This is a genomic window from Actinocorallia libanotica (genome assembly GCF_039525175.1).
In the GTDB taxonomy this organism is placed as follows: domain Bacteria; phylum Actinomycetota; class Actinomycetes; order Streptosporangiales; family Streptosporangiaceae; genus Actinocorallia; species Actinocorallia libanotica.
In genome coordinates this window covers 105,684-129,586 of record NZ_BAAAHH010000016.1, presented here as the reverse complement: position 1 = coordinate 129,586, position 23,903 = coordinate 105,684, and the positions used below count along the sequence as shown (strand labels likewise).

The 23,903-nt window shown below is 72.7% G+C and carries 20 protein-coding genes; 11 read left to right on the top strand and 9 right to left on the bottom strand.

Annotation, left to right across the window (positions count from 1 at the left end):
- Window positions 1–19: 19 nt before the first annotated feature.
- On the bottom strand, window positions 20–205 hold the full coding sequence (locus ABD140_RS20215; RefSeq protein WP_344242446.1) for a hypothetical protein: 186 nt from the start codon (window positions 203–205) through the stop codon (window positions 20–22).
- A gap of 276 nt (window positions 206–481) precedes the next feature.
- Here ABD140_RS20215 and ABD140_RS20210 point away from each other — a divergent pair, with 276 nt between their 5' ends.
- Both ABD140_RS20210 and ABD140_RS20205 read left to right on the top strand, forming a co-directional pair.
- A complete protein-coding gene (locus ABD140_RS20210; RefSeq protein WP_344242445.1) occupies window positions 482–5,935 on the top strand; it encodes an ATP-binding protein in 5,454 nt (1,817 codons plus the stop codon).
- A 245-nt stretch (window positions 5,936–6,180) separates the two neighbouring features.
- The gene (locus tag ABD140_RS20205) at window positions 6,181–6,858 is read left to right on the top strand and encodes an HAD family hydrolase (RefSeq protein WP_344242444.1); all 678 of its coding nucleotides are present in this window, start codon (window positions 6,181–6,183) and stop codon (window positions 6,856–6,858) included.
- A 28-nt stretch (window positions 6,859–6,886) separates the two neighbouring features.
- Here the strand turns inward: ABD140_RS20205 and ABD140_RS20200 are convergent, their stop codons facing one another.
- A complete protein-coding gene (locus ABD140_RS20200; RefSeq protein ID WP_344242443.1) occupies window positions 6,887–7,858 on the bottom strand; it encodes a TIGR03620 family F420-dependent LLM class oxidoreductase in 972 nt (323 codons plus the stop codon).
- 105 nt (window positions 7,859–7,963) lie between these two features.
- Here ABD140_RS20200 and ABD140_RS20195 point away from each other — a divergent pair, with 105 nt between their 5' ends.
- Window positions 7,964–8,575 (top strand): TetR/AcrR family transcriptional regulator, encoded by a 612-nt coding sequence (locus ABD140_RS20195; RefSeq protein ID WP_344242442.1) that lies wholly within the window; start codon window positions 7,964–7,966, stop codon window positions 8,573–8,575.
- A 223-nt stretch (window positions 8,576–8,798) separates the two neighbouring features.
- Here ABD140_RS20195 and ABD140_RS20190 read toward each other — a convergent pair whose 3' ends face one another.
- The 3 genes from ABD140_RS20190 to ABD140_RS20180 are packed head-to-tail and all read right to left on the bottom strand — an operon-like array spanning window position 8,799 to window position 9,684.
- The gene (locus ABD140_RS20190) at window positions 8,799–9,005 is read right to left on the bottom strand and encodes a DUF397 domain-containing protein (protein ID WP_344242441.1); all 207 of its coding nucleotides are present in this window, start codon (window positions 9,003–9,005) and stop codon (window positions 8,799–8,801) included.
- The gene (locus ABD140_RS20185) at window positions 9,002–9,385 is read right to left on the bottom strand and encodes a Scr1 family TA system antitoxin-like transcriptional regulator (RefSeq protein WP_344242440.1); all 384 of its coding nucleotides are present in this window, start codon (window positions 9,383–9,385) and stop codon (window positions 9,002–9,004) included. Before ABD140_RS20185 ends, ABD140_RS20190 begins: the two co-directional genes overlap by 4 nt.
- Complete coding sequence (locus tag ABD140_RS20180; protein WP_344242439.1) at window positions 9,382–9,684, bottom strand: helix-turn-helix transcriptional regulator; 303 nt, start codon at window positions 9,682–9,684, stop codon at window positions 9,382–9,384. The genes ABD140_RS20185 and ABD140_RS20180 overlap by 4 nt, the downstream gene beginning before the upstream one ends.
- Before the next feature lie 161 nt (window positions 9,685–9,845).
- Here ABD140_RS20180 and ABD140_RS20175 point away from each other — a divergent pair, with 161 nt between their 5' ends.
- Window positions 9,846–10,283: an ATP-binding protein gene (locus ABD140_RS20175; RefSeq protein ID WP_344242438.1), complete on the top strand. Its 438-nt coding sequence runs from the start codon at window positions 9,846–9,848 to the stop codon at window positions 10,281–10,283.
- Window positions 10,284–10,351: 68 nt separating this feature from the next.
- On the opposite strand, the gene ABD140_RS20170 is transcribed toward ABD140_RS20175, so the two are convergent.
- Window positions 10,352–11,521 carry a hypothetical protein gene (locus tag ABD140_RS20170; protein ID WP_344242437.1) on the bottom strand — a complete coding sequence of 390 codons (1,170 nt, stop codon included), beginning with the start codon at window positions 11,519–11,521 and terminating at the stop codon, window positions 10,352–10,354.
- Between the two features lie 203 nt (window positions 11,522–11,724).
- On the opposite strand from ABD140_RS20170, the gene ABD140_RS20165 reads away from it, so the two are divergent.
- The 3 genes from ABD140_RS20165 (at window position 11,725) to ABD140_RS20155 (ending at window position 14,479) form a co-directional block, all read left to right on the top strand.
- Window positions 11,725–12,177 (top strand): hypothetical protein, encoded by a 453-nt coding sequence (locus ABD140_RS20165; protein ID WP_344242436.1) that lies wholly within the window; start codon window positions 11,725–11,727, stop codon window positions 12,175–12,177.
- Entirely contained in the window at window positions 12,164–12,952 is a 789-nt protein-coding gene (locus ABD140_RS20160) for a DUF3995 domain-containing protein (protein WP_344242435.1), read from the top strand. Before ABD140_RS20165 ends, ABD140_RS20160 begins: the two co-directional genes overlap by 14 nt.
- A gap of 108 nt (window positions 12,953–13,060) precedes the next feature.
- On the top strand, window positions 13,061–14,479 hold the full coding sequence (locus tag ABD140_RS20155; protein ID WP_344242434.1) for an aldehyde dehydrogenase family protein: 1,419 nt from the start codon (window positions 13,061–13,063) through the stop codon (window positions 14,477–14,479).
- 174 nt (window positions 14,480–14,653) lie between these two features.
- Here ABD140_RS20155 and ABD140_RS20150 read toward each other — a convergent pair whose 3' ends face one another.
- Window positions 14,654–15,562: a trypsin-like serine peptidase gene (locus ABD140_RS20150; RefSeq protein WP_344242433.1), complete on the bottom strand. Its 909-nt coding sequence runs from the start codon at window positions 15,560–15,562 to the stop codon at window positions 14,654–14,656.
- An 81-nt stretch (window positions 15,563–15,643) separates the two neighbouring features.
- On the opposite strand from ABD140_RS20150, the gene dxr reads away from it, so the two are divergent.
- The 3 genes from dxr to ABD140_RS20135 all read left to right on the top strand — a co-directional run bounded on the left by dxr (window position 15,644) and on the right by ABD140_RS20135 (window position 19,011).
- Window positions 15,644–16,861, top strand: coding sequence for a 1-deoxy-D-xylulose-5-phosphate reductoisomerase (dxr, locus tag ABD140_RS20145; RefSeq protein ID WP_425544136.1), 1,218 nt, complete (start codon window positions 15,644–15,646; stop codon window positions 16,859–16,861).
- A gap of 4 nt (window positions 16,862–16,865) precedes the next feature.
- The gene (gene ispG, locus ABD140_RS20140; RefSeq protein WP_344242431.1) at window positions 16,866–18,041 is read left to right on the top strand and encodes a flavodoxin-dependent (E)-4-hydroxy-3-methylbut-2-enyl-diphosphate synthase; all 1,176 of its coding nucleotides are present in this window, start codon (window positions 16,866–16,868) and stop codon (window positions 18,039–18,041) included.
- Between the two features lie 127 nt (window positions 18,042–18,168).
- Complete coding sequence (locus tag ABD140_RS20135) at window positions 18,169–19,011, top strand: GNAT family N-acetyltransferase (protein ID WP_344242492.1); 843 nt, start codon at window positions 18,169–18,171, stop codon at window positions 19,009–19,011.
- Between the two features lie 66 nt (window positions 19,012–19,077).
- Here ABD140_RS20135 and ABD140_RS20130 read toward each other — a convergent pair whose 3' ends face one another.
- Window positions 19,078–20,676: an alpha/beta hydrolase gene (locus ABD140_RS20130; RefSeq protein ID WP_344242430.1), complete on the bottom strand. Its 1,599-nt coding sequence runs from the start codon at window positions 20,674–20,676 to the stop codon at window positions 19,078–19,080.
- Between the two features lie 115 nt (window positions 20,677–20,791).
- Window positions 20,792–22,168, bottom strand: a complete 1,377-nt coding sequence (locus ABD140_RS20125) for a PucR family transcriptional regulator (RefSeq protein WP_344242429.1) — start codon at window positions 22,166–22,168, stop codon at window positions 20,792–20,794.
- A gap of 80 nt (window positions 22,169–22,248) precedes the next feature.
- Between ABD140_RS20125 and gabT the strand changes: the two genes are divergently transcribed.
- Window positions 22,249–23,580, top strand: coding sequence for a 4-aminobutyrate--2-oxoglutarate transaminase (gene gabT, locus ABD140_RS20120; protein ID WP_344242428.1), 1,332 nt, complete (start codon window positions 22,249–22,251; stop codon window positions 23,578–23,580).
- Window positions 23,581–23,903 lie beyond the last annotated feature (323 nt).

The window sequence follows — 23,903 nt, the reverse complement described above, 5'->3', positions numbered from 1 at the left end:
GTGACAACCGCCCCCGGGGTCACCTTCCGCCCGAACGCCGCCGCCCCCAGTACCGCACCGCGTACGCCGCCCCCAGCAACACGGCGAACCCGACGAACCAGGCCAGGACATCGGGTTCCTCCCAGCGGAAGATCCCCACGAACAGCGACACCATCGACGCCCAGAACAGCGCCGCCACCACTCCTCGGACCGCTCCCTCGCTCATGTCTCCTACCTACCACCCCGGCTCGCCGGGGAAGCCCGCGGCCGGTCGGCTGCCACCGTCGAGATGCGACAAAAAAAGCTGACCACCCGGTCGCGCAGGCCCTTGCTCAGCGCACGGGCGGCCGACGGCTTTGGACGTTTTCTACAACTGAAGCCGCGTAGCGTGCGCTGTCTCCGACATGGCGCCGAGCGCCGGTAGGCGGGAAGGTGGTGAACACTGCCGGGACCGCCGTGCCCCGGATTCGCACATCGTTGGTCTGCAGAAGGGCGCTCTCGCGTGTTCAGTCGCATTGCCATCGTCAACCGCGGTGAGGCCGCCATGCGGCTCATCCATGCCGTACGGGACCTCGCCGCGGAGACCGGAGCGCGGATCGAGACCGTGGCCCTGCACACCGACGTCGACCGGACGGCGGCCTTCGTCCGGGAGGCCGACCTGGCCTACGACCTCGGTCCCGCGTCCGCGCGCCCGTACCTCGACCTGAAGGCGCTGGAGCGCGCGCTGGTGGCGACCAAGGCCGACGCCGCGTGGGTCGGCTGGGGCTTCGTCGCCGAGGACCCGGCCTTCGCCGAGCTGTGCGAGGAGATCGGCGTGGCCTTCGTCGGGCCGAGCCCGGACGCCATGCGCAAGCTCGGCGACAAGATCGGCGCGAAGCTGATCGCCGAGGAGGTCGGCGTGCCGGTCGCGCCGTGGAGCCGCGGCTCGGTGGACACCCTGGAGGCCGCCCTGGCGTCGGCCGCCGAGGTCGGCTACCCGCTGATGCTCAAGGCGACCGCGGGCGGCGGCGGGCGCGGCATCCGCGTGATCACCAACGAGGCCGAGCTCGCCGACGCCTACGAGCGCACCAGCCAGGAGGCGGCGCGGGCGTTCGGCAGCGGCGTGGTCTTCCTGGAGCGCCTGGTCACCGGCGCCCGGCACGTCGAGGTCCAGGTGATCGCCGACGGGCAGGGCACCGCGTGGGCGCTGGGCGTGCGCGACTGCTCGGTGCAGCGGCGCAACCAGAAGATCATCGAGGAGTCGGCCTCGCCGGTGCTCTCCCCCGAGCAGACCGCCGAGCTGAAGTCCTCGGCCGAGCGGCTCGCCGTCGCGGTCGGCTACCGCGGCGCGGCGACCGTGGAGTTCCTCTACCACCCGGGCGACCGGCTGTTCGCGTTCCTGGAGGTCAACACCCGCCTCCAGGTCGAGCACCCCATCACCGAGTCGACCACCGGGTTCGACCTGGTCCGCGCCCAGCTGCACGTGGCCTCCGGCGGCAGGCTCGAGGGCGAGCCCCCGGCCGAGCGCGGCCACGCCGTCGAGGCGCGGCTGAACGCCGAGGACCCCGACCGCGACTTCGCCCCCTCCCCCGGCCGCATCGCCCGCCTCGACCTCCCGGCCGGGCCGGGCATCCGGGTGGACACCGGCGTCGGCGAGGGCGACACGATCCCCGCGGACTTCGACTCGATGATCGCCAAGATCATCGCCTACGGCCGCGACCGCGACGAGGCGCTCGCCCGGCTGCGCCGCGCGATGACCGAGACCACCGTCGTCATCGAGGGCGGCACCACCAACAAGAGCTTCGTGCTGGACCTGCTGGACCAGCCCGAGGTCATCGACGCCTCCGCCGACACCGGCTGGATCGACCGCGTCCGCGACCAGGGCGGCCTTGTCTCCCACCGGCACTCCGCCGTCGCGCTGGCGGCCGCCGCCATCGAGGCCTACGAGGAGGAGGAGCGCGCCGAGCGGCAGCGGCTGCTGTCCACGGCCTTCGGCGGGCGCCCGCAGGTGCAGCACGAGAGCGGCCGCCCGCTGGACCTGAAGCTGCGCGGCGCCTCCTACCGGGTGCGCGTCGCGCGGGTCGGGCCGCACCGCTTCCGGGTCGGCGTCGAGGCCGGCGAGGACGTGCGCACCGCCGACGTCGAGCTGGAGCGCTTCGACCGGCACACCGGGCGGATCTCCGTCAACGGCACCCGCTACCGCCTGCTCACCGGCACGCACGGGCCGATCCACCTCGTCGAGGTCGACGGCGTGACGCACCGGGTCAGCCGCGACGAGGGCGGCGTCGTGCGCTCCCCCGCGCCCGCGCTGGTCGTCGCCACCCCGCTGGAGGTCGGCGCCGAGGTCGAGGCGGGCGCCCCGGTGCTGGTGCTGGAGAGCATGAAGATGGAGACGGTGCTGCGCGCGCCGTTCAAGGCGCGGCTGAAGGAGTGCGCCGTCTCCGTGGGCAGCCAGGTGGAGACCGGCGCGCCGCTGCTGCGGCTGGAGCCGCTCGCCGACGAGGAGGCCGAGGAGTCGGCGGCCGTGGCGTCCGTCGAGCTGGACCTGCCCGCCGAGCCCGCGACGATCCCCGCGGCCGAGCGCGCCGCGCGCGGCCGGGAGGACCTGCGCAGCCTGCTGCTGGGCTTCGACGTCGACCCGCACGACGAGCGCCGGGTCCTGGACGGCTACCTCGCCGCGCGCCAGGCGTCCGCCGAGGAGGGCCGCCCGACGCTCGCCGGCGAGCTCGAACTCGTCGGGGTGTTCGCCGACCTGGCCGAGCTGAGCCGCAACCGCCCGTCGGGCGAGGACGACGAAGGCCACGTGCACAGCGCCCGCGAGCACTTCCACACCTATCTGCAGAGCCTGGACGTCGAGCGCGCCGGGCTGCCGGAGGCGTTCCGCTCCCGGCTCGCCAAGGCCCTCGGCCACTACGGCGTCACCGAGCTGGAGCGCTCTCCCGAGCTCGAAGCCGCGGTGTTCCGCATCTTCCTCGCCCAGCAGCGCGCGTCCGCCGACGCCGCCGCCGTCACGGCGCTGCTGCGGGCCTGGCTGGCCGAGCCCGCGCCGGACGCGCTGCTGCGCGAGCCCGCGAGCGTCGCGCTGGAGCGGCTGACGTCCGCGACGCAGGTGCGCTTCCCCGCGATCGCCGACCTGGCGCGCGGCGTGCTGTTCGCCTGGTTCGGCCAGCCGCTGCTGCGCCGCAACCGCGCCCGCGTCTACGCCGACGTCCGCAGGCACCTGCGCCACCTGGACGCCGACCCGCGGTCGGCCGACCGCGCCGAGCGCGTCGCCGAGATGGTGCGCAGCACCGAGCCGCTGGTGCGGCTGCTGGGGCAGCGGCTCGTCCGCGACGACTCCGACAACGCCGTCATGCTGGAGGTCCTGACCCGCCGGTACTACGGCAACAAGGGCCTCACCGGCGTCCGCACCCGCGAGGCGGGCGGCTGCTCGTTCGTCGTCGCCGAGCGCGCGGGCTCGCACCTGGTCTCCGCCGCGGTGCGCTTCGAGGCGCTGGGCGGCGCGCTGCGCGGCCTGGCAGAGCTGGCGGACGGCGGCGCCCCCCTCGACGCCGACGTCTACCTCTCCTGGGAGGGGCAGCCGGAGGACTTCGACGCGATGGCGGCGGCGCTGCAGGAGGTCGTCGGCGCCCACCCGCTGCCCGGGCAGGTCCGCAGGCTCACCGCCACCGTCGCGGGCAGCCACGGCGCGGTGATGCACCACCACTTCACGTTCCGCCCGTCGGCCACCGGCATGGTCGAGGAGCGGCTGATCCGCGGCCTGCACCCGCACATCGCCCAGCGGATGCAGCTGGAGCGGCTGCACCGGTTCGACCTGACCCGGCTGCCGTCCCTGGACGAGGAGGTCTACCTCTTCCGCGCCGTGGCGCGCGAGAACGCCTCCGACGACCGGCTCGTGGCGTTCGCGCAGGTGCGCGACCTGACCGCGCTGCGCGAGCAGGACAGCAGGCTGCTGTCGCTGCCCACGGCCGAGTACACCGTCTCGGCCTGCCTCGACTCGATCCGCCGGGCGCAGTCGCGGCGGCCTTCCAAGACCCGCTTCAACACCAACCGCGTGGTCGTCTACGTCTGGCCGCCGAGCGACCTGTCCCGCGAGGAGCTGGGCATGCTCGCCGAGCGGATCCTGCCGCGGGCCGCGGGCTCGGGCGTGGAGGAGATCCTCTTCATCGCCCGCGAGCGCGACCCGCAGACCGGCGAGCTGGTCAAGACCTCCATGCGGATCTCCTTCGACGCCACCGGCGGCGCCGAGCTGACCTTCGGCGAGCCGCCGACCGAGCCGGTCGAGCCGCTCGACGACTACCGCCTCAAGGTGCTGCGCGCCGCCGCCCGCAACACCGTGTACCCCTACGAGCTGACCGGTCTGCTCGGCCACTTCACCGAGCACGACCTCGACGAGGACCACGCGCTGGTGCCCGTCGACCGGCCCAAGGGGCGCAACACCGCGGCGATCGTCGCGGGCGTCGTCACCACGCCGACCACCCTGCACCCGCAGGGCGTCACCCGCGTGGTGCTGCTGGGCGACCCGACCAAGTCGCTCGGCGCGCTGTCGGAGCCCGAGTGCCGCCGCGTGATCGCGGCGCTGGACCTCGCCGAGCGGATGCGGGTGCCGCTGGAGTGGTACGCGCTGTCCTCCGGCGCCCGGATCTCCATGCAGTCCGGCACCGAGAACATGGACTGGGTGGCCGCGGCCCTCAAGCGGATCGTGGAGTTCACCCAGGACGGCGGCGAGATCAACATCGTGGTCGCGGGCATCAACGTCGGCGCTCAGCCGTACTGGAACGCCGAGGCGACCATGCTCATGCACACCAAGGGCGTCCTGGTGATGACGCCGGACTCGGCGATGGTGCTCACCGGCAAGCAGTCCCTGGACTTCTCCGGCGGCGTCTCGGCCGAGGACAACTTCGGCATCGGCGGCTACGACCGGGTGATGGGCCCCAACGGCCAGGCGCAGTACTGGGCCCCGAACCTGCTGGCGGCGCGGGACGTGCTGATGGAGCACTACGCCCACTCCTACGTCGCGCCGGGCGAGGACGCGCCGCGGCGGGCGCCGAGCCACGACCCCGTCGACCGCGACATCTCGGGCTTCCCGCACGCGGTGGAGGGCAGCGACTTCACCACCGTCGGCGAGATCTTCTCCGCCGAGGCCAACCCCGACCGCAAGAAGCCGTTCGACATCCGCACGGTGATGCGGGCGCTGTCCGACCAGGACCACCCGGTGCTGGAGCGCTGGGCGGGCATGGCCGACGCCGAGACCGCGGTCGTGCAGGACGTGCACCTGGGCGGCGTCCCGGTGTGCCTGCTGGGCATCGAGTCCCGCTCGGTGCAGCGGCGCGGCTTCCCGCCCACCGACGGCCCCGACGCCTACACCGCGGGCACGCTGTTCCCCCGCTCGTCCAAGAAGGCGGCGCGGGCGATCAACGCGGCCAGCGGCAACCGGCCGCTGGTGGTCCTGGCGAACCTGTCGGGCTTCGACGGCTCGCCCGAGTCGATGCGCAGCCTCCAGCTGGAGTACGGCGCCGAGATCGGCCGCGCGATCGTGAACTTCCGCGGGCCCATCGTGTTCTGCGTGATCTCGCGGTACCACGGCGGCGCGTTCGTGGTCTTCTCCAAGGCCCTGAACCCGAACATGACCGTGCTGGCGCTGGAGGGCTCGTTCGCCTCGGTGCTCGGCGGCGCCCCCGCGGCCGCGGTGGTCTTCGCCGGCGACGTGGGCGCCCGCACCGCCTCCGACCCGCGCGTCCGCGAGCTGGAGGCGCGCCTGGCGGCCGCCTCCGGCCCCGAGCGGGCCGCGCTGCTCGCCGAGCTCGGCGAGCAGCGCACGTCGGTGCGCGCCGAGAAGATCGGCGAGGTCGCCGCGGAGTTCGACGGCGTGCACGACATCCGCCGCGCCGTCGAGGTCGGCTCCGTCGACGCCGTCATCAGCGCGGCGGAGATGCGCCCGCGCATCATCGAGGCGATCCGGTCGCGCCTGGACTGATCCGCGCGCGCCCGGTCGGGGGGGGGGGGGGGGGGGGCGCGGCCCGGCGGCGTCCCTGCGCAGGGGCGCCGCCGGGCCTCGGCCGTTCTGGGCTCCGGCCCGTTCACGGGCCGCTGGCCGCTCACGGGCGTCGGCCCCGTTTGCGGGCCGCTCTGGTCGAGGTGTGCTTCGACTTCCTTGCCGGTCAAGGTGTTCTTCACCTTCTCCGGTGTCTCCGGTGACCGCGCGGAGGGTACGGCGACGGGGTGAGTGATACGCCGCGCGCCCTGCTGTTCGATGTCGACGGGACCCTGGTCGACAGCAACTACCTGCACACCGTGACGTGGTGGCAGGCCTTCCGGCAGGCGGGGCACGACGTGCCGATGGCCGCGATCCACCGGTCGATCGGGATGGGCTCGTCGCTGCTGGTGGACTCCCTGCTCCCCGACGACCGCGACAAGGACCGGGACTCCGCCGTCAAGGCCTCCCACACCGCCCTCTACGCGACGTACTGGTCGCGCCTCCAGCCGCTGGAGGGCGCCGCCGACCTGCTGCGGGCCTGCAAGAGCCGCGGCCTGCGGGTGGTGCTGGCCAGTTCCGCCGACGAGGCCGAGTTCACCCACCTCCTGCGCGCCCTGAACGCCGACGACGTCATCGACGCCTCCACCTTCAGCGGGGACGTCGAGCACGCCAAGCCCGCCCCCGACCTCGTCCAGGTCGCCCTGGAGAAGGCGGAGGTGCCCCCGTCGCAGGCCCTGTTCGTCGGTGACACCGTCTGGGACGTCCAGGCCGCCGGGAAAGCCGGTGTCCCCTGCGTGGCGGTCCTCAGCGGCGGCATCGGCCGCGACGAGCTGAAGGCCGCCGGCGCCGTCGCCGTCTACGACGGCCCCGCCGACCTCCTGTCCCACCTCGACACCGCCCTCAACACCCTCAACGCCCGGTGACGAAACCTGAAGAGCCCGCCATGACCGTCTACGGCGTCGAGGAGGCCGCCGCCTTCTTCCGGGAGCGGTCGGCGGCCAAGGGCGCCAGTTCGCGCCACTGCTCCATCGGCGAGGCGGCCGGGTCGGCGGTCAGGACCTGGAGGCAGACGTGGTCGGCGCCGGCCGCGAAGTGCTCCTGGACACGCTTGTCGATCGCCTCGAGGTCGCCGCGGACGACGATGGCGTCCACGAGCCGGTCGCTCGGCCCGCCGCCGGGACCGCCGAAGAAGTCGTCCTCGCCGAAGCCGAGCCGTTCCAGGTTGGCGCGCTGGTGCGGAGCCAGGTCCGTGTAGCCCGCGACGTGGGCGCGCGCGGTCATGCGCGCCCGGTCGGGATCGCCGTCCAGGACGACCGCCTGCTCCACGCCGAGGAAGGCGTCGGGGCCCATGATCCGCCTGGCCCGCGCGGTGTGCTCGACCGGAACGAAGTAGGGGTGGGCGCCCCACGCCCGTTCCGCCGCCAGCTCCAGCATCCTCGGCCCGAGCGCCGCCAGCACCCGGCGGGGCGCGGGGTCGGGGACCGGCCCGTGGGCGGGCACCGCGTCCATGGCGTCCAGGTAGGCGCGCATGGTCGCCACCGGACGGCCCATGGCCGGCACCGCGTAGCCGTCGACCTGCATGGGCCGGTCGTCGACCCTGTGCCCGCCGAGGCCGAGCAGGTAGCGGCCCGGGAACGCCTCGCCCAGCGCCCGTTCGGCGGTCGCCATCGCGATCGGGTTCCGGAAGGCGATGTTGGCGATGCCCGCCGCGACGGTGATCCGCCGCGTCGCGCTCAGCAGCAGCCACGCCTGGCCGACGCTGTCCCTGCCGAACGCCTCCCCGAACCAGATCGCCCCGTACCCCAGCTCCTCGATCTCGGCGGCAGCCTCCCGGACCCGCGCCGCCGGCCACCCCTCGAACGCGAAGGTCCAGATCCCCACCCGCCCCGGCTTCCCCGAGCTCCCCTGCTTCTCCTGCGCCATCACCAGCCCCCCTCCAATTCCGGAGAACTTCTCCGTTTACATCTCGGGATAATACGGAGAACCTCTCCGTTTGGCTACCCACCCTCTTGCCCGGAGGATGGAGAGGTGACAGCCGACGGCCGGACACCCCCGGCGCCAGGACCCCGCAAACGCGCCGACGCCCGCCGCAACCGCGAACGCCTCCTGGCGGCCGCCCGCGAGACCTTCGCCGAGGAGGGCCCCGACGCCTCCCTCAACGAGATCGCCCGCCGCGCCGGCGTGGGCCCCGGCACCCTCTACCGCCACTTCCCCACCCGCCAGGCCCTCCAGTCCGCGGTCCTCGCCGACCGCATCGCCCGCCTGCGCGCCCAGGCCGACGACCTCACCGCCACCGCTTCACCCCACGAGGCGCTCACCACCTGGCTCCACGCGTTCCTGGCCCACGCCCGAGGCGACCACGGCCTGACCGGCTCCCTCCTCACCGCCCCCCTCGACCCGGGCTTCGACTGCCACGCGGCCATCCGGGAGGCGGCGGAGAACGTCCTCTCCCGCGCCCAGCACGCGGGCACGGCCCGCCCGGACGTCTCAGCGGACGACCTGATCCGCCTCACGGTCGGCATCGCCCTCTCCACCGGGCAGGGCGATGCCGACCCCGCCCGGCCCGACCGGCTCCTCGCCCTCGTCCTGGACGCCGTACGCACCCCGCCCGGCCTGAAGCACACGCCCGACCCGACCTGAAGCCGCCGCCAGGCCCCGCCCCAGGACGCACGCGTTCGGCCCACCAGGCACACGACCGGTGTCGCCCCTTCCGAGGTCGGCGGCACCGGCTCCTCAGCCCACGTGGCCCTCCGGCCCGTGGAGACCGTGTCACCGGTGGACGGAACAGTGAGGAAGGCGGGCAGCCGCGACGACGGCGACCACAGGCCGTGTCGGCCGGTGGGGCCGGGTTCGCCCACCGCGGTCAGCCCGCGAGCCCGCCCCGCCTGATCCCGCCGACCAGCACGCCGAACGCCCGGCGGCTCACCACGAGCCTCGGGCCTTCCGGATCCTTCGAGTCGCGGACGCCCACGGCCGACGGCAGAGCGGCGAGCTCGACGCAGTTGGCGTGGTCACCGCCGGTGTGGCTGCTCTTACGCCACCTGGCGGAGGAGAAATCCCTGTCGTTCACATCGACTCCAAGATGCCGCGAACGCATTCTTCGGATTCCGTCCCCGATAGCGCCATCGACGCAATCATGTCGAACTCCACTCTCAAATTCGTTACCCGGGGACCCGCCCCAGTGAGGTTTCCCTGACCGCTCGCCCCCTCCTCACTCGAGCTGGTTTTCATGGTCTCGCGGCCGCCCGCGGCCTTGCGGATGGCGTTCTCTTCGAGAAGGACGGAGACCCCGGGCGGATCCTCCCGGTCGAAGACCTCTTGACGGACCATGCGGTTCGCCACCAGCGCGTCCACCTTGTTCGCCCTTTTGCCCGAGCGGAGAACGTGGCGGGCGTGGTCCTCGGTCTGGAACAGACCGGCGACGAGGAATTGGGAATAGATCTTGATCAATGACGCGCGCGTGCTTCTTCGTCGGAGTACTCCGCGAATCCCGGCGGCAGGCCGGTCTCCTCGATAAGACGCGGAAAGAGGCCCTCGAAGAACTCGTCCGGGCCGAGGGCTGCGTCGAGGGCCCGGGAGAGGCGCAGGGCGGGACGCCGGACGGCGTTCTCGAGGTGCCCGATGAGCTGCGGGGAGACGCGGACCATCGCGGCGAGGGCGGGTTGGCTGAGCCCGGCGCCCTCACGGTGGCGTTTGAGGTGGAAGGCATAGAACTCCCTGATCGAACGGGCGGGATCGATCTGGGTCATCGGTGCCCGCCATGGTCTCCGGAACGCCGTAGAGGCAGGTGCTCACATGTAGACGCGATTTCGCTCCAGAGCGTAATCGCCTCGGTTCACGATGAGAGCGGAATCCGGACGGCCGTCTCACCGATGGGCACCCGATGACGAACCACGTTTCTTCACTCCATGTGCGGACTTATCCGCCCACGCCGTCCGCCGCCCGCGCCTGCCGGGACCTCCTGCGCGACCTGCTGGAGCGGTGGGGGCTGGCCGAGTTCTACGAGTCCGCCGCGCTGGTGCTGACCGAACTCGTCTCCAACCCGATCCGCTCCGAAAGCCCCGTCGAGGTCGCGTTCTGCCGGTGCGGCGCCGCGACGGTGCGCGTCGAGGTCCACGACCGTGCTCCCGGGCGTCCCGAGGCGGTCGCCGCCGAAGACGACGAGGAAAGCGGGCGCGGGCTGCTCCTCGTGGGGGCGCTGGCCGTCGAGTGGGGCTGGCGCCCGGCTTCGGACGGCAAGGTCGTCTACGCCGTTCTCTCCGGGGAGTCGCTCCATGCGGAGGATGCGGCCGCCCTGCTTCGGGGAGGGTTTCTCTCCTGCGGTTCTCAGATGGACGAGTACGGCTGATGCCGTCCGCCCGCCGTCTGTTCGCGGCGGGCGGGCGGCATCCGGCCGGGCCGGCGGCCGCGGGCGGGTCAGTCGGAGGTGGTGAAGGCCCGGACGTTGCCGTTCTTGTCCTGGCCGGTGGCCAGGAGACCGCCGGGGAGAGCGGTCAGCCGGATGTTCCGGAAGGCTTGGGAACCGGGGTGGTCCCGCACCCAGGCGGTGCCGTTCCAGCGGTGGAGGTAGTAGTCACTGGAGCCCAGCGGGGCGTCCATGACGGTCCACAGGTCGCCCTGCGCGGTCCCCGCCGTGGGGAGGGGCGCGGACGGGAACCGCTGCCAGGACGAGCCGTCCCAGTGCAGGTTCATTTCTTTGTCCTCGTAGGTCGGCTCTTCGGGGATGACCTGGACCCAGGGGCCGGAGGGGTCGGCGTTCGAACTGGTGCCGCCGCCCTTGTATCCGGCCGGGTAGGGGGTCGTCGTCCAGGACGAGCCGTCCCACCGGGCGAGGCCGCTCCCCGCGGCGGTCCAGCCGGTGTCGGGGCCGGTCGCGTGGAAGACGGGGCCGAAACCACCCGGCGGGGGCGCGATGCTCTTCCACGCGGTGCCGTCGAAGTGCCTCAGCCACCTGCCGCCCTGCGCCCACGCCCCACCTGAGGGGTAGGTGTCCAGGTCCCAGACGTCGCCCAGCTCGTAGGTCGTCCAGGCGCCGTCCTTGCGGCGGGAGACCTTGCCGTCCTCCATGAGCCAGAGGGCATCGGCCTCGGCGGACAACTGGCGGCGGCGCGCCCGTTCGAACGGGGCGGGCGGGTCGACCGTGTTCCACTTCGTCCCGTCCCAGTGGGCGAGGTAGGTGGTGCCCTCCCGGCCGTTGGTGTGGCGGTAGCCGCTGATCCAGACGTCCGAGGCCGACACGGCGTCCACGTCCTGGAGCGCGCCGTCGCCGTCCAGGCCGTGAGTGGCGACGTTCTTCCACTTCGTGCCGTCGAAGCGCTGCAGCACGGGCTTGGGCGGCACGTCGAGGAGGACGATCTGGGAGGCGTCCGGCGAGATGCCCGTCGGGACACTGACGTACTTCGTCCGCTGGAAGCCGACGGCCCACGCTCCCCCGTCCCCGGTGCCCTCCACGTCGGCGAAGTGGCGGTCCGGCCAGGTGAACGCCGGAGCCACCTGCGTCCACTCCTCCGCCGCCTGCGCCGTTCCGGGAGCGGCCAGCAGCCCCACGGCGATCACCGCCGCACTTGCAATTCTCTGCATTCTCATGCTCACCACCCTGGTGAGTGGAACGTCGCGTTTCTTGTCACTTCGCATACGATCAGGGGGTCCCGAATTCCCGTCAGCTGGACAAACGGGTTCGTTCTGTATGCCTCGCTCGGGCGGGTGAGCAGTGTCCTCATCCCCGCGGCGGAGGTGTTTCCCCCTTTGCGGGGAGGGAATTGCGGTCCGTGATTTCTACACTCACCGGCATGGACGTTGCTGGTCGCGGGCGGAGTTGGCCCGCCTATACGTTGGCGGTTCTGTTCCTCGGTTACGCCGCGGGAAAAGCGGCTTTCGCTCTGCAGGACCGACTCGGGTTTCCGGGCGGCCCGCCTGTTTCCGCCGCCGAGACCGAGAGCTATTTCCTGGACGCGGCCACCGCGCAGTGGTTCGCGTGCGCGTCCGGGGTGCTGGGCGCGTGCGTCGTTCTCGCGACGGTCACGACGGCGGGGCGCGGGGTGCCGAGGCCGCTGATGCTGCTCGTGCTGGCCGGGATGCTGGTGGCGGTCGGGGGCGGGACGGGGATCATGATCCTGGACGGGTTCGTCGGAGTCGGCGTGGGCTGGCGGTGGTATCACGGGGTCCTGGGCGTCCTGGTGCTCGGGCTGTTCCTGGAGACGACCCGGTCCTACGTGGCGGTGACGCGGCGTGTCGCGGGCTGACCGGGCGCGGGTGGGCGCGTACGGGGCGGCGGTGTGCGCGGCGGCGTACGGGTCGATGAAACTCTCTCAGGCGCTGGGGGCCAACGCGCTGGCCGACAAGGACCCGCTGCCTCCGCACCTGCGCGAGATGCTGCTCGACCGCCACCCCCTGTTCGTGGCGAGCCACTGGCTGCTGGCCTGCGCGGCGGCCGTCGGTGTCGTCGTCGCGCTGGCCTCCGTGCGGCCCTGGGGCGCGCGGTTCCCGCGCCTGCCGCTGCGCGTGATCGCCTGGACACTGGGCGTCTTCATGATCGTCCGAGCGGTCGGAACGTGGGAGTCCGGCCTGGTCGGCGACTCGCTGCTGCTGGCCGGACTCCGCGACGCACCGGCTGAACACACCGAGCTCGCGTTCATGCTGGCACGCTGGGACCTGCTGCTGTGGTCCCCGTTCTTCCTGGTCTGGGGCATCTGCTGGGCGATGACCGGCCGACGGCTGGGCCGCCGCGACCCGGCCGACGGCGGACACGGCCCGGCCACCATCGAGCACAACCCGACCACCGTCGGACACGATCCGACCGCCGTCGGGCAAGGCCCGGCTGATGACGGGCAGGGCCCGAACTCCAACGAACGCGACCCAGCCGTTGTCGGACAGTGCCCGAACTCCGACGGGCACGGTCCGGAGGCCGACGAGCGCGACCCGGACACCGACGGATGCGGCCCTGCCGACGACGGGCATGTCATGGGCGACGGCGACGGGCATGGTCCGGGCGGCGGTGGCTTCGCGGGGGCGCGGTGATCGGGCTCCACGCAGGGGGTTGTCGGGGGTTCGGGTTGGACACAGTGGCAGGTGGGTTTTCCACAGCGTCCAAGGGTCGTGGGTGGGGGGCGGGGTTAGCGTGGGGGTATGGACGTGACTCCTTTCTGGGTGGCCGGGAAGGCCGCCACCGGTGATGAGCGGGTGAGCGTGGCCCACCCTTATGACGGGCGGGAGGTCGGGGTCGTCTCGGTGCCGACCGAGGCGCAGGTCGAGGAGGCGCTCGCGGCGGCGTACGCGGTGCGGCGGGAGGCGGCGGCGCTGCCGTTGCATGTGCGGGCGGAGGCGTTGGCGCACGTGTCGCGGCGGTTGGAGGAGCGCAAGGAGGAGCTGGCGCGGCTGATCACCGGGGAGAACGGGAAGCCGCTGCTGTGGGCGCGGGCCGAGGTGGGGCGGGCGGTGTCGGTGTTCCGGTTCGCGGCCGAGGAGGCGCGGCGGTGGAGCGGGCAGGTGCAGCGGCTCGACACCGATCCGGGCGGGGCCGGGCGGATGGCCTACACGGCGCGGGTGCCGTACGGGCCGGTGCTGGCGATCACGCCGTTCAACTTCCCGCTGAACCTGACGGCGCACAAGGTGGCACCGGCGATCGCGGTGGGGGCGCCGGTCGTCGTCAAGCCGGCGCCCGCCACGCCGCTGTCGGCGCTGGTGCTCGGGGAGCTGCTGGCCGAGACGGGGCTCCCGGAGGGCATGTTCTCCGTTCTTCCGGTGCCGAACGAGCGGGCGTCGGCGCTCGTCCAGGACGAGCGGCTGCCGATCGTCTCCTTCACCGGGTCGGGGCCCGTCGGATGGTCGATCAAGGACTCGGCGCCGCGCAAGCACGTGGTGCTGGAGCTGGGCGGGAACGCGGCGGCCGTGGTCTGCCCGGACGCCGACCTCGACTGGGCGGCGCAGCGGATCGCGCTGTTCGCCAACTACCAGGCGGGGCAGTCCTGCATCGCGGTCCAGCGCGTCTACGCCGTCGGCGACGCCTACGACGCGCTGCTGCCCAAGGTCGTCGCGGCGGTCGAGGGCCTGGTCACCGGCGACCCGTGGCGGGAGGAGACCCAGGTCGGCCCGCTGATCAGCGAAGACGCCGCGAAGCGCGTCGAGAGCTGGGTGGCCGCGTCCGGCGGCGAGGTCCTGACCGGCGGCGTCCGCGACGGCGCCGCCTACTCCCCCACGGTCCTGACCGGTGTGGCCGCCGACTCGCAGGTCTCCTGCGAGGAGGTCTTCGGCCCCGTGCTGTTCGTCGAGCGCGTCGCCGACGTCGACGAGGCGTTCGCGAAGGTCAACGACTCCCGCTACGGCCTCCAGGCGGGCGTGTTCACCCGCGACCTCGCCACCGCCTTCCAGGCCCAGCGCGACCTCGACGTCGGCGGCGTGATCATCGGCGACGTCCCCTCCTACCGCGCCGACCAGATGCCCTACGGCGGCGTGAAGGACTCCGGCACCGGCCGCGAGGGCGTCGCCAGCACCATGGCCGACTTCACCTACGAGAAGGTCATGGTCCTGACCGGCCTCCCCCTCTGACGAAAGGAGACATCACCGACCGCCCTGGCGTGAAGGAACCGACGCCCGGACCGGCCTCCCGCTGCCGAGAAGAGGCGGTGCCGACAGGCCCGCCGCTCCGGACCCCTGGCATGCCGACAGGCCCGCCGCTCCGGACCCCGGCGTGCCGTCCTTCCGCCGTGTCCGTTTTCGGGGTCAGCCCTTCTCGGCGCGGTCGTAGAGGCGGCGGACGGCGTCGCCGAAGTAGGGGCCGTACATGACGCGTTCCTCGTCGGCGTATTTGAAGCTGCTGACCGAGACGATGGTGCCGGTGCCGGTGAGGGGGTCGAAGCCGCTCATCCAGGGGCCTCCGCTGGAGCCCTGGGTGAGGTCGCAGCGCAGGCCCTGGGCCTTGGTCTCGCCGTAGGGGTCGTCGGCGGGGCGGCCGCTGCAGTACGCCAGGCGGCGGCCGTCGTACTTCTCGTAGGAGGGGTAGCCGAAGGTGTACACCTGGCGGCCGCGGGGCTGGGCGAAGGCGATGTCGTTGAAGCCGACGACGTCGGCCACGTGGCGGCCGGCGGAGGGGGCGAGCACGACCATCGCGACGTCGTAGCCGTCGTCCGCGCCGGTCGACCACTGGTCGGGGACGAACATGCGGCGGGCGGTGAAGCCGCCGTGCGGGCCGCCGCCGTCCCGGTAGGCCGGGACGAACACCCAGTTCTCGGCCCACGAGCCGCTGCCGTTCTTGGCGCAGTGCCCGGAGGTGACGACGAGGTCGCGGTTGCTGCTGCGGACGGTGGCCGCCGAGCACAGGAAGTCCTGCCCGTCCATGCTGAAGAACACGCGGCCGACGGTGGCCAGCGCCGAGCCGGGCCACAGCGCGCCGACGTTGGCCAGGTCCGGGACGGCCGGGGCGCCGCGGCCGCGCGCGCGCACCTGCCGGGCGGAGGCGCGGCGGTCGGCCGTCCAGTAGCGCAGCACCCGCTGCTGCTGGATCTGCCCGGCGGGCAGGTCCCGGTAGACGACCGTGTCCGCCGGCGGCTGCACGCTCGCCCCGGTGAGCGCCACCGGGGCGAGGCCGACCAGGCCCGCCAGAAGGCGTGCGATCCAGCTGTCGGTGACCATGGTGCAGCAGTCTGCATCACATGAAGTGATGTCGTGGCTACTTTTGGTGAACTTGCATCTCCCCGGCGTGCCCCGGACACAATGGGCGCCGTGACAGAAGCCGCGGTGGTGACAGACGTGACAGAGATCGTCGTGCTCGGTTCGACGGGCTCGATCGGTACCCAGGCCCTCGACATGGTCGCCCGCAACCCGCGGCGCTTCCGCGTCCGCGCGCTGGCCGCGGGCGGCGGCCGGGTCGACCTCCTGGCGAAGCAGGCGCTGGAGTTCCGGCCGGACGTGGTGGCCGTCGCCAAGGCGACCGCCGCGCAGGACCTCCAGCTCGCCTTCTACGCCGAGGCGAGCAGGCGCGGCTACGCCAAGGGCGAGTTCCGCATCCCCAGGATCGTCGCCGGTCCCGAGGCGGTGGCCGAGGTCGCCGCGCACCCGTGCGACGTGGTGCTGAACGGCGTGACGGGCGCGCTCGGCCTGGCCTCGACGCTGGCCGCCCTCGACGCCGGGCGCACCCTGGCGCTGGCCAACAAGGAGTCGCTGATCGTCGGCGGCCCGCTGGTGAAGGCCAAGGCCAAGCCGGGCCAGATCGTCCCCGTGGACTCCGAGCACTCGGCGCTGGCCCAGTGCCTGGTGGGCGGCACGCACGCGGAGGTGCGGCGGCTGGTGCTGACGGCCAGCGGCGGCCCGTTCCGCGGCCGTTCGCGCGCCGAGCTGGCCGAGGTGACCGTCGCCGACGCGCTGAACCACCCGACGTGGGACATGGGCCCGGTGATCACGGTGAACTCCGCGACGCTGGTGAACAAGGGCCTGGAGGTGATCGAGGCGCACCTGCTGTTCGACATCCCCTTCGACCGCATCGCGGTGATGGTGCACCCGCAGTCGGTGATCCACTCGATGGTGGAGTTCACGGACGGCTCCACGCTGGCCCAGGCGAGCCCGCCGGACATGCGGCTGCCGATCGCGCTGGGGCTGACGTGGCCGGAGCGGATCGAGCGGGCCGACTACGGCATCGACTGGACGAAGGCGCACACGTGGGAGCTCTTCCCGCTGGACGACGAGGCGTTCCCGGCCGTGCAGCTCGCCCGGGAGGTGGGTGAGCGGGGCGGCACCGCACCCGCGGTTTATAACGCGGCTAACGAAGAGTGCGTCGAAGCTTTCCTCTCCGGCACCCTTACATTTCCCGCCATTGTGGATACTGTGGCCGATGTCGTCTCGACACACCAGACAATCCGGACGCCGACGCTTGAAGATGTGCTCGCGGCTGATCAGTGGGCACGGGAGAGCACGCGGCAACGACTGACACAATAGGAACATGAGCGTCGAACTCGGTCTGCCGAAGATCCGTCCCCAGGCTCCCCAGCTCGCCCCGCGCCGCAAGTCGCGCCAGATCATGGTGGGCTCCGTGCCGGTGGGCGGCGACGCCCCCGTGTCCGTGCAGTCCATGACCACGACGCTCACCTCCGACGTCAACGCCACGCTGCAGCAGATCGCCCAGCTGGCCACGGCCGGCTGCCAGATCGTCCGCGTCGCCTGCCCCTCGCAGGACGACGCGGACGCGCTGCCGCAGATCGCGCGCAAGTCGCCGATCCCGGTGATCGCCGACATCCACTTCCAGCCCAAGTACGTCTTCGCCGCCATCGACGCCGGCTGCGCGGCGGTGCGGGTCAACCCCGGCAACATCAAGAAGTTCGACGACAAGGTCGGCGAGATCGCCAAGGCCGCCTCCGCCGCCGGAGTGCCGATCCGCATCGGCGTCAACGCCGGCTCCCTGGACAAGCGCCTGCTGGAGAAGTACGGCAAGGCCACCCCCGAGGCGCTGGTGGAGTCCGCGCTGTGGGAGTGCTCCCTGTTCGAGGAGCACGGCTTCCGCGACATCAAGATCTCGGTCAAGCACAACGACCCGGTCGTGATGATCAGCGCCTACCGGCTGCTGGCCCAGCGGTGCGACTACCCGCTGCACCTGGGCGTCACCGAGGCGGGTCCGGCCTTCCAGGGCACCATCAAGTCGGCCGTCGCCTTCGGCGCGCTGCTGTCGGAGGGCATCGGCGACACCATCCGCGTCTCCCTCTCGGCGCCGCCGGTGGAGGAGATCAAGGTCGGCGCCCAGATCCTGGAGTCCCTGGGCCTGCGCGAGCGCGGCCTGGAGATCGTCTCCTGCCCGTCCTGCGGCCGCGCCCAGGTGGACGTCTACACGCTGGCCGAGCGGGTCACCGCGGGCCTGCAGGGCTTCCCCGTCCCGCTGCGCGTCGCGGTCATGGGCTGCGTCGTCAACGGCCCCGGCGAGGCCCGCGAGGCCGACCTCGGCGTGGCCTCCGGCAACGGCAAGGGCCAGATCTTCGTCAAGGGCGAGGTCATCAAGACCGTCCCCGAGGACCAGATCGTGGAGACCCTCATCGAGGAGGCCCTGCGCATCGCCGAGGAGATGGGCGTGGAGGTCGACCTCGACGACGACTCCGGCCCGGGCGTCCAGGTCGTCACGGCCTCCTGACCACGGCCACCCCTGGCACACCGGTTCCCTCGCCATGCGCAATAGGCTTGTCAGGGAGTGGGCGGCCCTGCCCCGCCCACGGGGCTCCGCCGGGCCGGCAGGCGAGGAGGGTGACGGATCCATGCGGATGCTGGGGTCGCTCCCGGTACGGGTCCTGGACGACCGGTACCGGGGTGAGGTCCTGGCCATCCTGGACGCCGCGCCGCTCAGCAACGTCTTCGTCAGCTCCCGCGTGCACCAGGCGGGGCTGGAGCCGGGCAGGCTCGGCGCGCAGATGTGGGGCTACTGGCGGGACGGCCGCCTGGAGTCGCTGTGCTACGCCGGCGCCAACCTCATCCCCGTCAACGCCGGGCCGGACGCCCTGCGCGCCTTCGCCGACCGCGCCCGCGTCCAGGGCCGCCGGTGCAGCTCCATCGTGGGCCCCGTGCACGCCGTCCGCGAGCTGTGGGGGATGCTGGAGCCCTACTGGGGCCCGGCCCGCGCGGTCCGCGCCCTGCAGCCGGTGATGGCCACGTCCCGGCCGAGCGAGTTCCCCGCCGACCCGTACGTGCGCCGCGTCCGCATGGCCGACTTCGACGTCGTCTACCCCGCCTGCGTGGCGATGTTCACCGAGGAGGTCGGTGTCTCCCCCAACGCCGGCGACGGCGGCGCGCTGTACCGGGCGCGGGTCGCCGAGCTGATCCGGGCGGGCCGCGCCTTCGCCCGCATCGAGGGCGGCCGGGTGCTCTTCAAGGCCGAGATCGGCGCGGTCACCCCGCACGCCTGCCAGATCCAGGGTGTCTGGGTGCACCCGGAGTCGCGCGGCCGCGGCCTGTCGGAGTTCGGCATGGCCTCCGTCGTCCAGGCCTCCCTGCGCGACGTGGCGCCCGCCGTCTCCCTCTACGTCAACGACTTCAACCTCCGCGCCCGCGCCGCCTACCGCCGCGTCGGCTTCACCGAGATCGACCAGTTCATGAGCGTCCTCTTCTAGCCCCGGCACGGCCGCGGCCCCGCGACGGGAGGTCGCGGGGCCGGGCTTCAGCGGGGCGGGGCGGGGTCAGCGGCCGAGGACGACCTCGTCGGCCGGGGTGGTGCGGGTACGGGCGTCGGCCGCGGGGGGCGTCGGCTCGGGGAGGGCGTCGACGTGGGTGATCTTCCTGGCGGGGAGGCGGCCGGTCAGGAGGTAGTTCTCGAAGTAGGCGTCGATGCGGGCGTTGCCGCGCTGGACGACGCCGTGGGTGAGGCCGCCGTCCTCGATCACGAGGTGGCCGCCGAGCCGCTTGCGCAGCTCCAGGCCGCCCGCGAGCGGGGTGGGCGCGTCATGGGTGGCCTGGAAGAGCAGGACCTTGGGCAGGCCGGAGCGCTTGCGGACGTCCACCGGCTTGCCGGCCTTGGCGGGCCAGTACAGGCAGGGGGCGTTGTACCAGGTGTTGTTCCAGGTGATGAAGGGGTACTTGGCGGAGGTGCGCTCGGCGTCCCGCTGCCAGGTCTTCCACCTGCGCGGCCACTGGACGTCGGTGCACTGCACGGCGTTGTAGACGGCGTAGCCACCGCTGGCCTCGTCGGCGGCGCCGAGGTTGACGTAGGCGTCGGCGATGCCGGTGTCGGATCCGGCCTTGCGCTCGGCCAGGGCGGTGGCGAGCAGCCCCCAGATCGAGCCGCTGGCGCGGTAGCCGGCGACGAGGAAGCTGTCCTCCAGCTCGGAGGGCCCGACCTTGGTCAGCTCGGCGGGCTTGGCGGGGTCGAGGGCGACGGAGACGGGCTTGGCGGCCAGCTCGGCGCGCGTCTTGTAGTAGAAGGCGCGCACCTCCTTGCGGGTCGCGCCGACCTTGTAGACGTCGTTGTGCTTGGCGACCCAGCCGAAGAAGATGTTCAGGGACCGGTCGAACGCCTTGTCCTGCTCGAGATTGGCGTCGTACCAGACCCGGCTGGGCGCGACGTTGGAGTCGAGCACCATGCGCCCGACCTTGCGCGGGAACAGCGTGGCGTAGACGCCGCCGAGGTAGGTGCCGTAGGACGCGCCGTAGAAGTCGAGCCTCCCGTCGTTCAGGCGCTGGCGGATGATCTCCATGTCGCGCGCGGAGTCGGTCGTCCTCATGTTCTTCAGGAGGCGGCCGTACTTCCTGCCGCAGGCCTTGGCGTAGGCCTTGGCCTCCTTCAGCAGGCGGGCGGTGTCCCTGCGGTTCGCCGGCCGCGGGTCGGGGCGGACGGGCTCGAACCGGTCGGCGACGCAGCTCATCGCGCCGCTGCCGCCGGTGCCGCGCGGGTCGAAGCCCACGATGTCGTAGGCGGCGCGGAGCTTGGCGGACGCCCGTCCCGCGACCGGGACGGCGTAGTCGGTGCCGGTTCCGCCGGGGCCGCCGGGGTTGACGACCAGGGTCCCGGTCTTCTTCGCCCCGGTGTGCTTGATCCGCGAGAGCGCCAGGGTGATCTTCTCGCCCCGGGGCCGGTCGTGGTCGAGCGGAACCTTGATCTTCGCGCACTGCAGGGTCGCGCCCTTGAGGGTCTCGTACAGCGCGGCGTAGTCGACCAGGTCCTTCCCGCACGAGCCCCACCTGATCGGGCGGTGCTGGGGCGCGGCGGACGCCTGGGCGGGCAGGACGAGGCCGGCGAGGACGAGCCCCGCGGCGGTGGACGCCCCGATCAGCTTCTTCATCGACTCCCCTAGTCAGCTAGCAGGTCAGGAAAAGCGGACAAGGGGCGATTCTCATGTCAAGTCAGCGTAAAACAGAAGATCTCTAACCGTACCTACGCAGAACCGTGATGGATCTTTAAAAAACGCCACGCCGTGTGAGCGTCAGAGCGATCCACAACTCCGCACGGCTACCGGCGTCCTCCAGATCGCGGTCGAGCAGCTGGGAGATCTTGCGCATCCGGTGGCGCAGGGTGTGCCGGTGCACCCCCAGCGCGCGGGCGGCCGGATCGCCCTGGCCGCCCGCCTCCAGATAGGCCAGCAGCGAGGCGCGGAGCACCTCGTCCAGCGGGGCGAGCAGCCGCTCGGCCATCTCCGCGGCGTCCGGCCCGTCCAGCAGCCCGAGCAGCCCCCGTACGGGCAGCTCGGCGTACCGGCGGACCCCCGAGACCGGCCGCGCCCGCTCGGCCTCGGCCAGCGAGCGCGGGACGTCGGCGAACCGCGCCGGATCCCCCACCCCCACCGGCCCGTACGGCTCCACCAGCGCGATGACCTGGTCGACCAGCGGCTCGGAGACGATCAGCGCGCAGCCGTCCGGGTGCGGCACCGCCAGGCAGCGCTCCCACAGCGGATCGTTCTCCAGCCCCTCGGTCGCCCGCTCCCCGCACAGCAGGACCCGCAGCGGGTCCGGCGGTTCGACGACCTCCCGGCCCAGCAGCATCGCGCCCAGCGCCGCCCGCAGCCGCGTGTCCCCGCGCGGCGTCTCGGATCCGAGGGTGAGCAGGGAGACCGCGGCGCCCACGACCGTGTGCGCGAAGGGCGTCAGCGGCCGTCCCGTCCCCACGGCCAGATAGCCGCGGGGCCGGCCCAGGCCGATCTGCTGGACCACGATCGGGCCGGGCAGCGCCAGGCTCGCCGCGCCGCCCCGCAGCCGCGGCAGTTCGGCGACGACCTCCGCCAGCCGCTCCTCCTCGGCGGACGGGGGCACCGCGTGCCGCGGCTCCCCGTCGGGACCGAGCAGCAGCGCCCAGCCCCGCAGCTCCCTGGCCAGCCGGGACACCAGCGCCTCGGAACCGCGCAGCGCGGCCCGGACCAGCTCCTGCTGCGCCTGGAAGGCACGGGTGACGTCCTCGTACCGGGCGGCGGCCAGCTTCCGGGAGACGGCCTCCCCGATCGCCACGAACGGGGTGGGCCGCGGCACCTCCAGCAGCGGCAGCCCCCGGCCCTCGGCGGCCGCGACCAGCTCCGGCGGCACCTCGGCGTGGCCGAGCCCGACCCCGAACCCCAGTCCCGCCACCCCGCACGCCGCCAGCCGCTCGACGTAGGGCGCGCACTCCCCGGGCACCGCCAGCCGCATCCCGGTCGTCAGCACCAGCTCGCCGCCCTCCAGGAAGGGCGTGGGGTCGGGCAGTTCGCTCACCGCCACCCAGCGGACCGGGACGTCCAGGGCCGCGCCGGTCAGCGGCCGCAGGCCGAGCCGGGGCAGGGCCACCACCGAGGCGAGGGTCGGCAACATGACACTGTGTCCTATCGAAGGCCGCGAACCGTCCAGGATGTCAGCGTCTCAGGCGGGGCCGTCCGGCCTATCGTCGGGGTATGAGCAGCTCGAACGGCGGCCCGTCCCTGCCGCAGGAACGCAAGATCGTCACCGAGATCCCCGGGCCGCGCTCCCGGGAGCTCCAGGAGCGCCGCAAGGCGGCGGTGGCCCCCGGCGTGGGCTCCACGCTGCCGGTCTACACCGTCGCGGCCGGGGGCGGGGTCATCGTCGACGTCGACGGCAACAGCCTCATCGACTTCGGCTCGGGCATCGCGGTCACCAACGTCGGCAACGCCCATCCGGAGGTCGTGCGCCGGGTGAGCGAGCAGGTGGCGGCCTTCACCCACACCTGCTTCATGGTCACGCCCTACGAGGCGTACGTGGCGGTGTGCGAGAGGCTGAACGCCCTGACGCCCGGCGACCACGAGAAGCGCACGATCCTGGTGAACTCCGGCGCGGAGGCCGTGGAGAACGCCGTGAAGATCGCGCGGTACGCCACCCGCCGCCCCGCCGTCGTGGTCTTCGACCACGGCTACCACGGGCGCACGCTGCTCACGATGACGCTGACCAGCAAGAACATGCCCTACAAGGAGGGTTTCGGCCCGTACGCCCCCGAGGTGTACCGGATGCCGATGGCCTACCCGTTCCGCTCCGAGCTGGACGGCCCGGCCACGGCCGCGGAGGCGATCGACCGGATCACCACCCAGATCGGCGTGCACAACGTGGCGGCGGTCGTGGTCGAGCCGATCCTGGGCGAGGGCGGCTTCATCGAGCCGTCGCCGGGCTTCCTGCCCGCGATCGACGCGTTCGCCAAGGAGAACGGCATCGTGTTCGTCGCCGACGAGATCCAGACGGGCTTCGGGCGCACGGGGCGGATGTTCGCCAGCGAGCACGAGGGCGTCGTGCCCGACCTCATCACCACCGCCAAGGGCGTCGCGGGCGGCCTGCCGCTGGCCGCCGTCACCGGCCGCGCCGAGCTGATGGACGCGGTGCACGGCGGCGGGCTCGGCGGCACCTACGGCGGCAACCCGCTCGCCTGCGAGGCGGCGCTGGCGGTCTTCGACGTGCTGGAGTCCGAGGACCTCCCCGGGCGGGCCCGGCGGATCGGCGAGGTCATGCTGCCCCGGCTGCGGGCGATGGCCGGGCGCCTCCCGCAGATCGGCGACGTGCGGGGACGTGGCGCGATGACCGCGGTCGAGCTGGTCGTGCCGGGGACGAAGACGCCCGATCCGGGCGCCGCGGCGGCGGTGGCGCGGGCCTGCCATGAGCGGGGGCTGCTGGTGCTCACCGCGGGCACCTACGGCAACGTCCTCCGCTTCCTCCCGCCTCTGGTGATTCCGGAGCACCTGTTGCTGGAGGGGCTGGATCTACTGGAAGAGGCGTTTCAGTAGCTAAGGGCGACTCGACGACTTTGCCAGGGTTTGGTGGCGACGTTTCCCGCTACTCAGACAACAGGGCATAGAAAGGAAGAGAACCGAGGAACGGTCCACCGAACAGCAGGGAGGTGAGCAATGAGCCGAAAGATCCCACTGGTCCCCGGCGCCGGCGCTCGCGCCCGCCTGTCGGGCGGCTCAGGGGTGTTCGCGTACGCCATGATCGGCGTACCCGCCCTGCCGTTCTCCCTTCGGGGACCGTTCACGGTTCCAGGTGGTGAGTAGAACCTCACTGGATACAGCGGGGCCCCGGGCTTTCGGGGGGTTGGCCCGGGGACCCC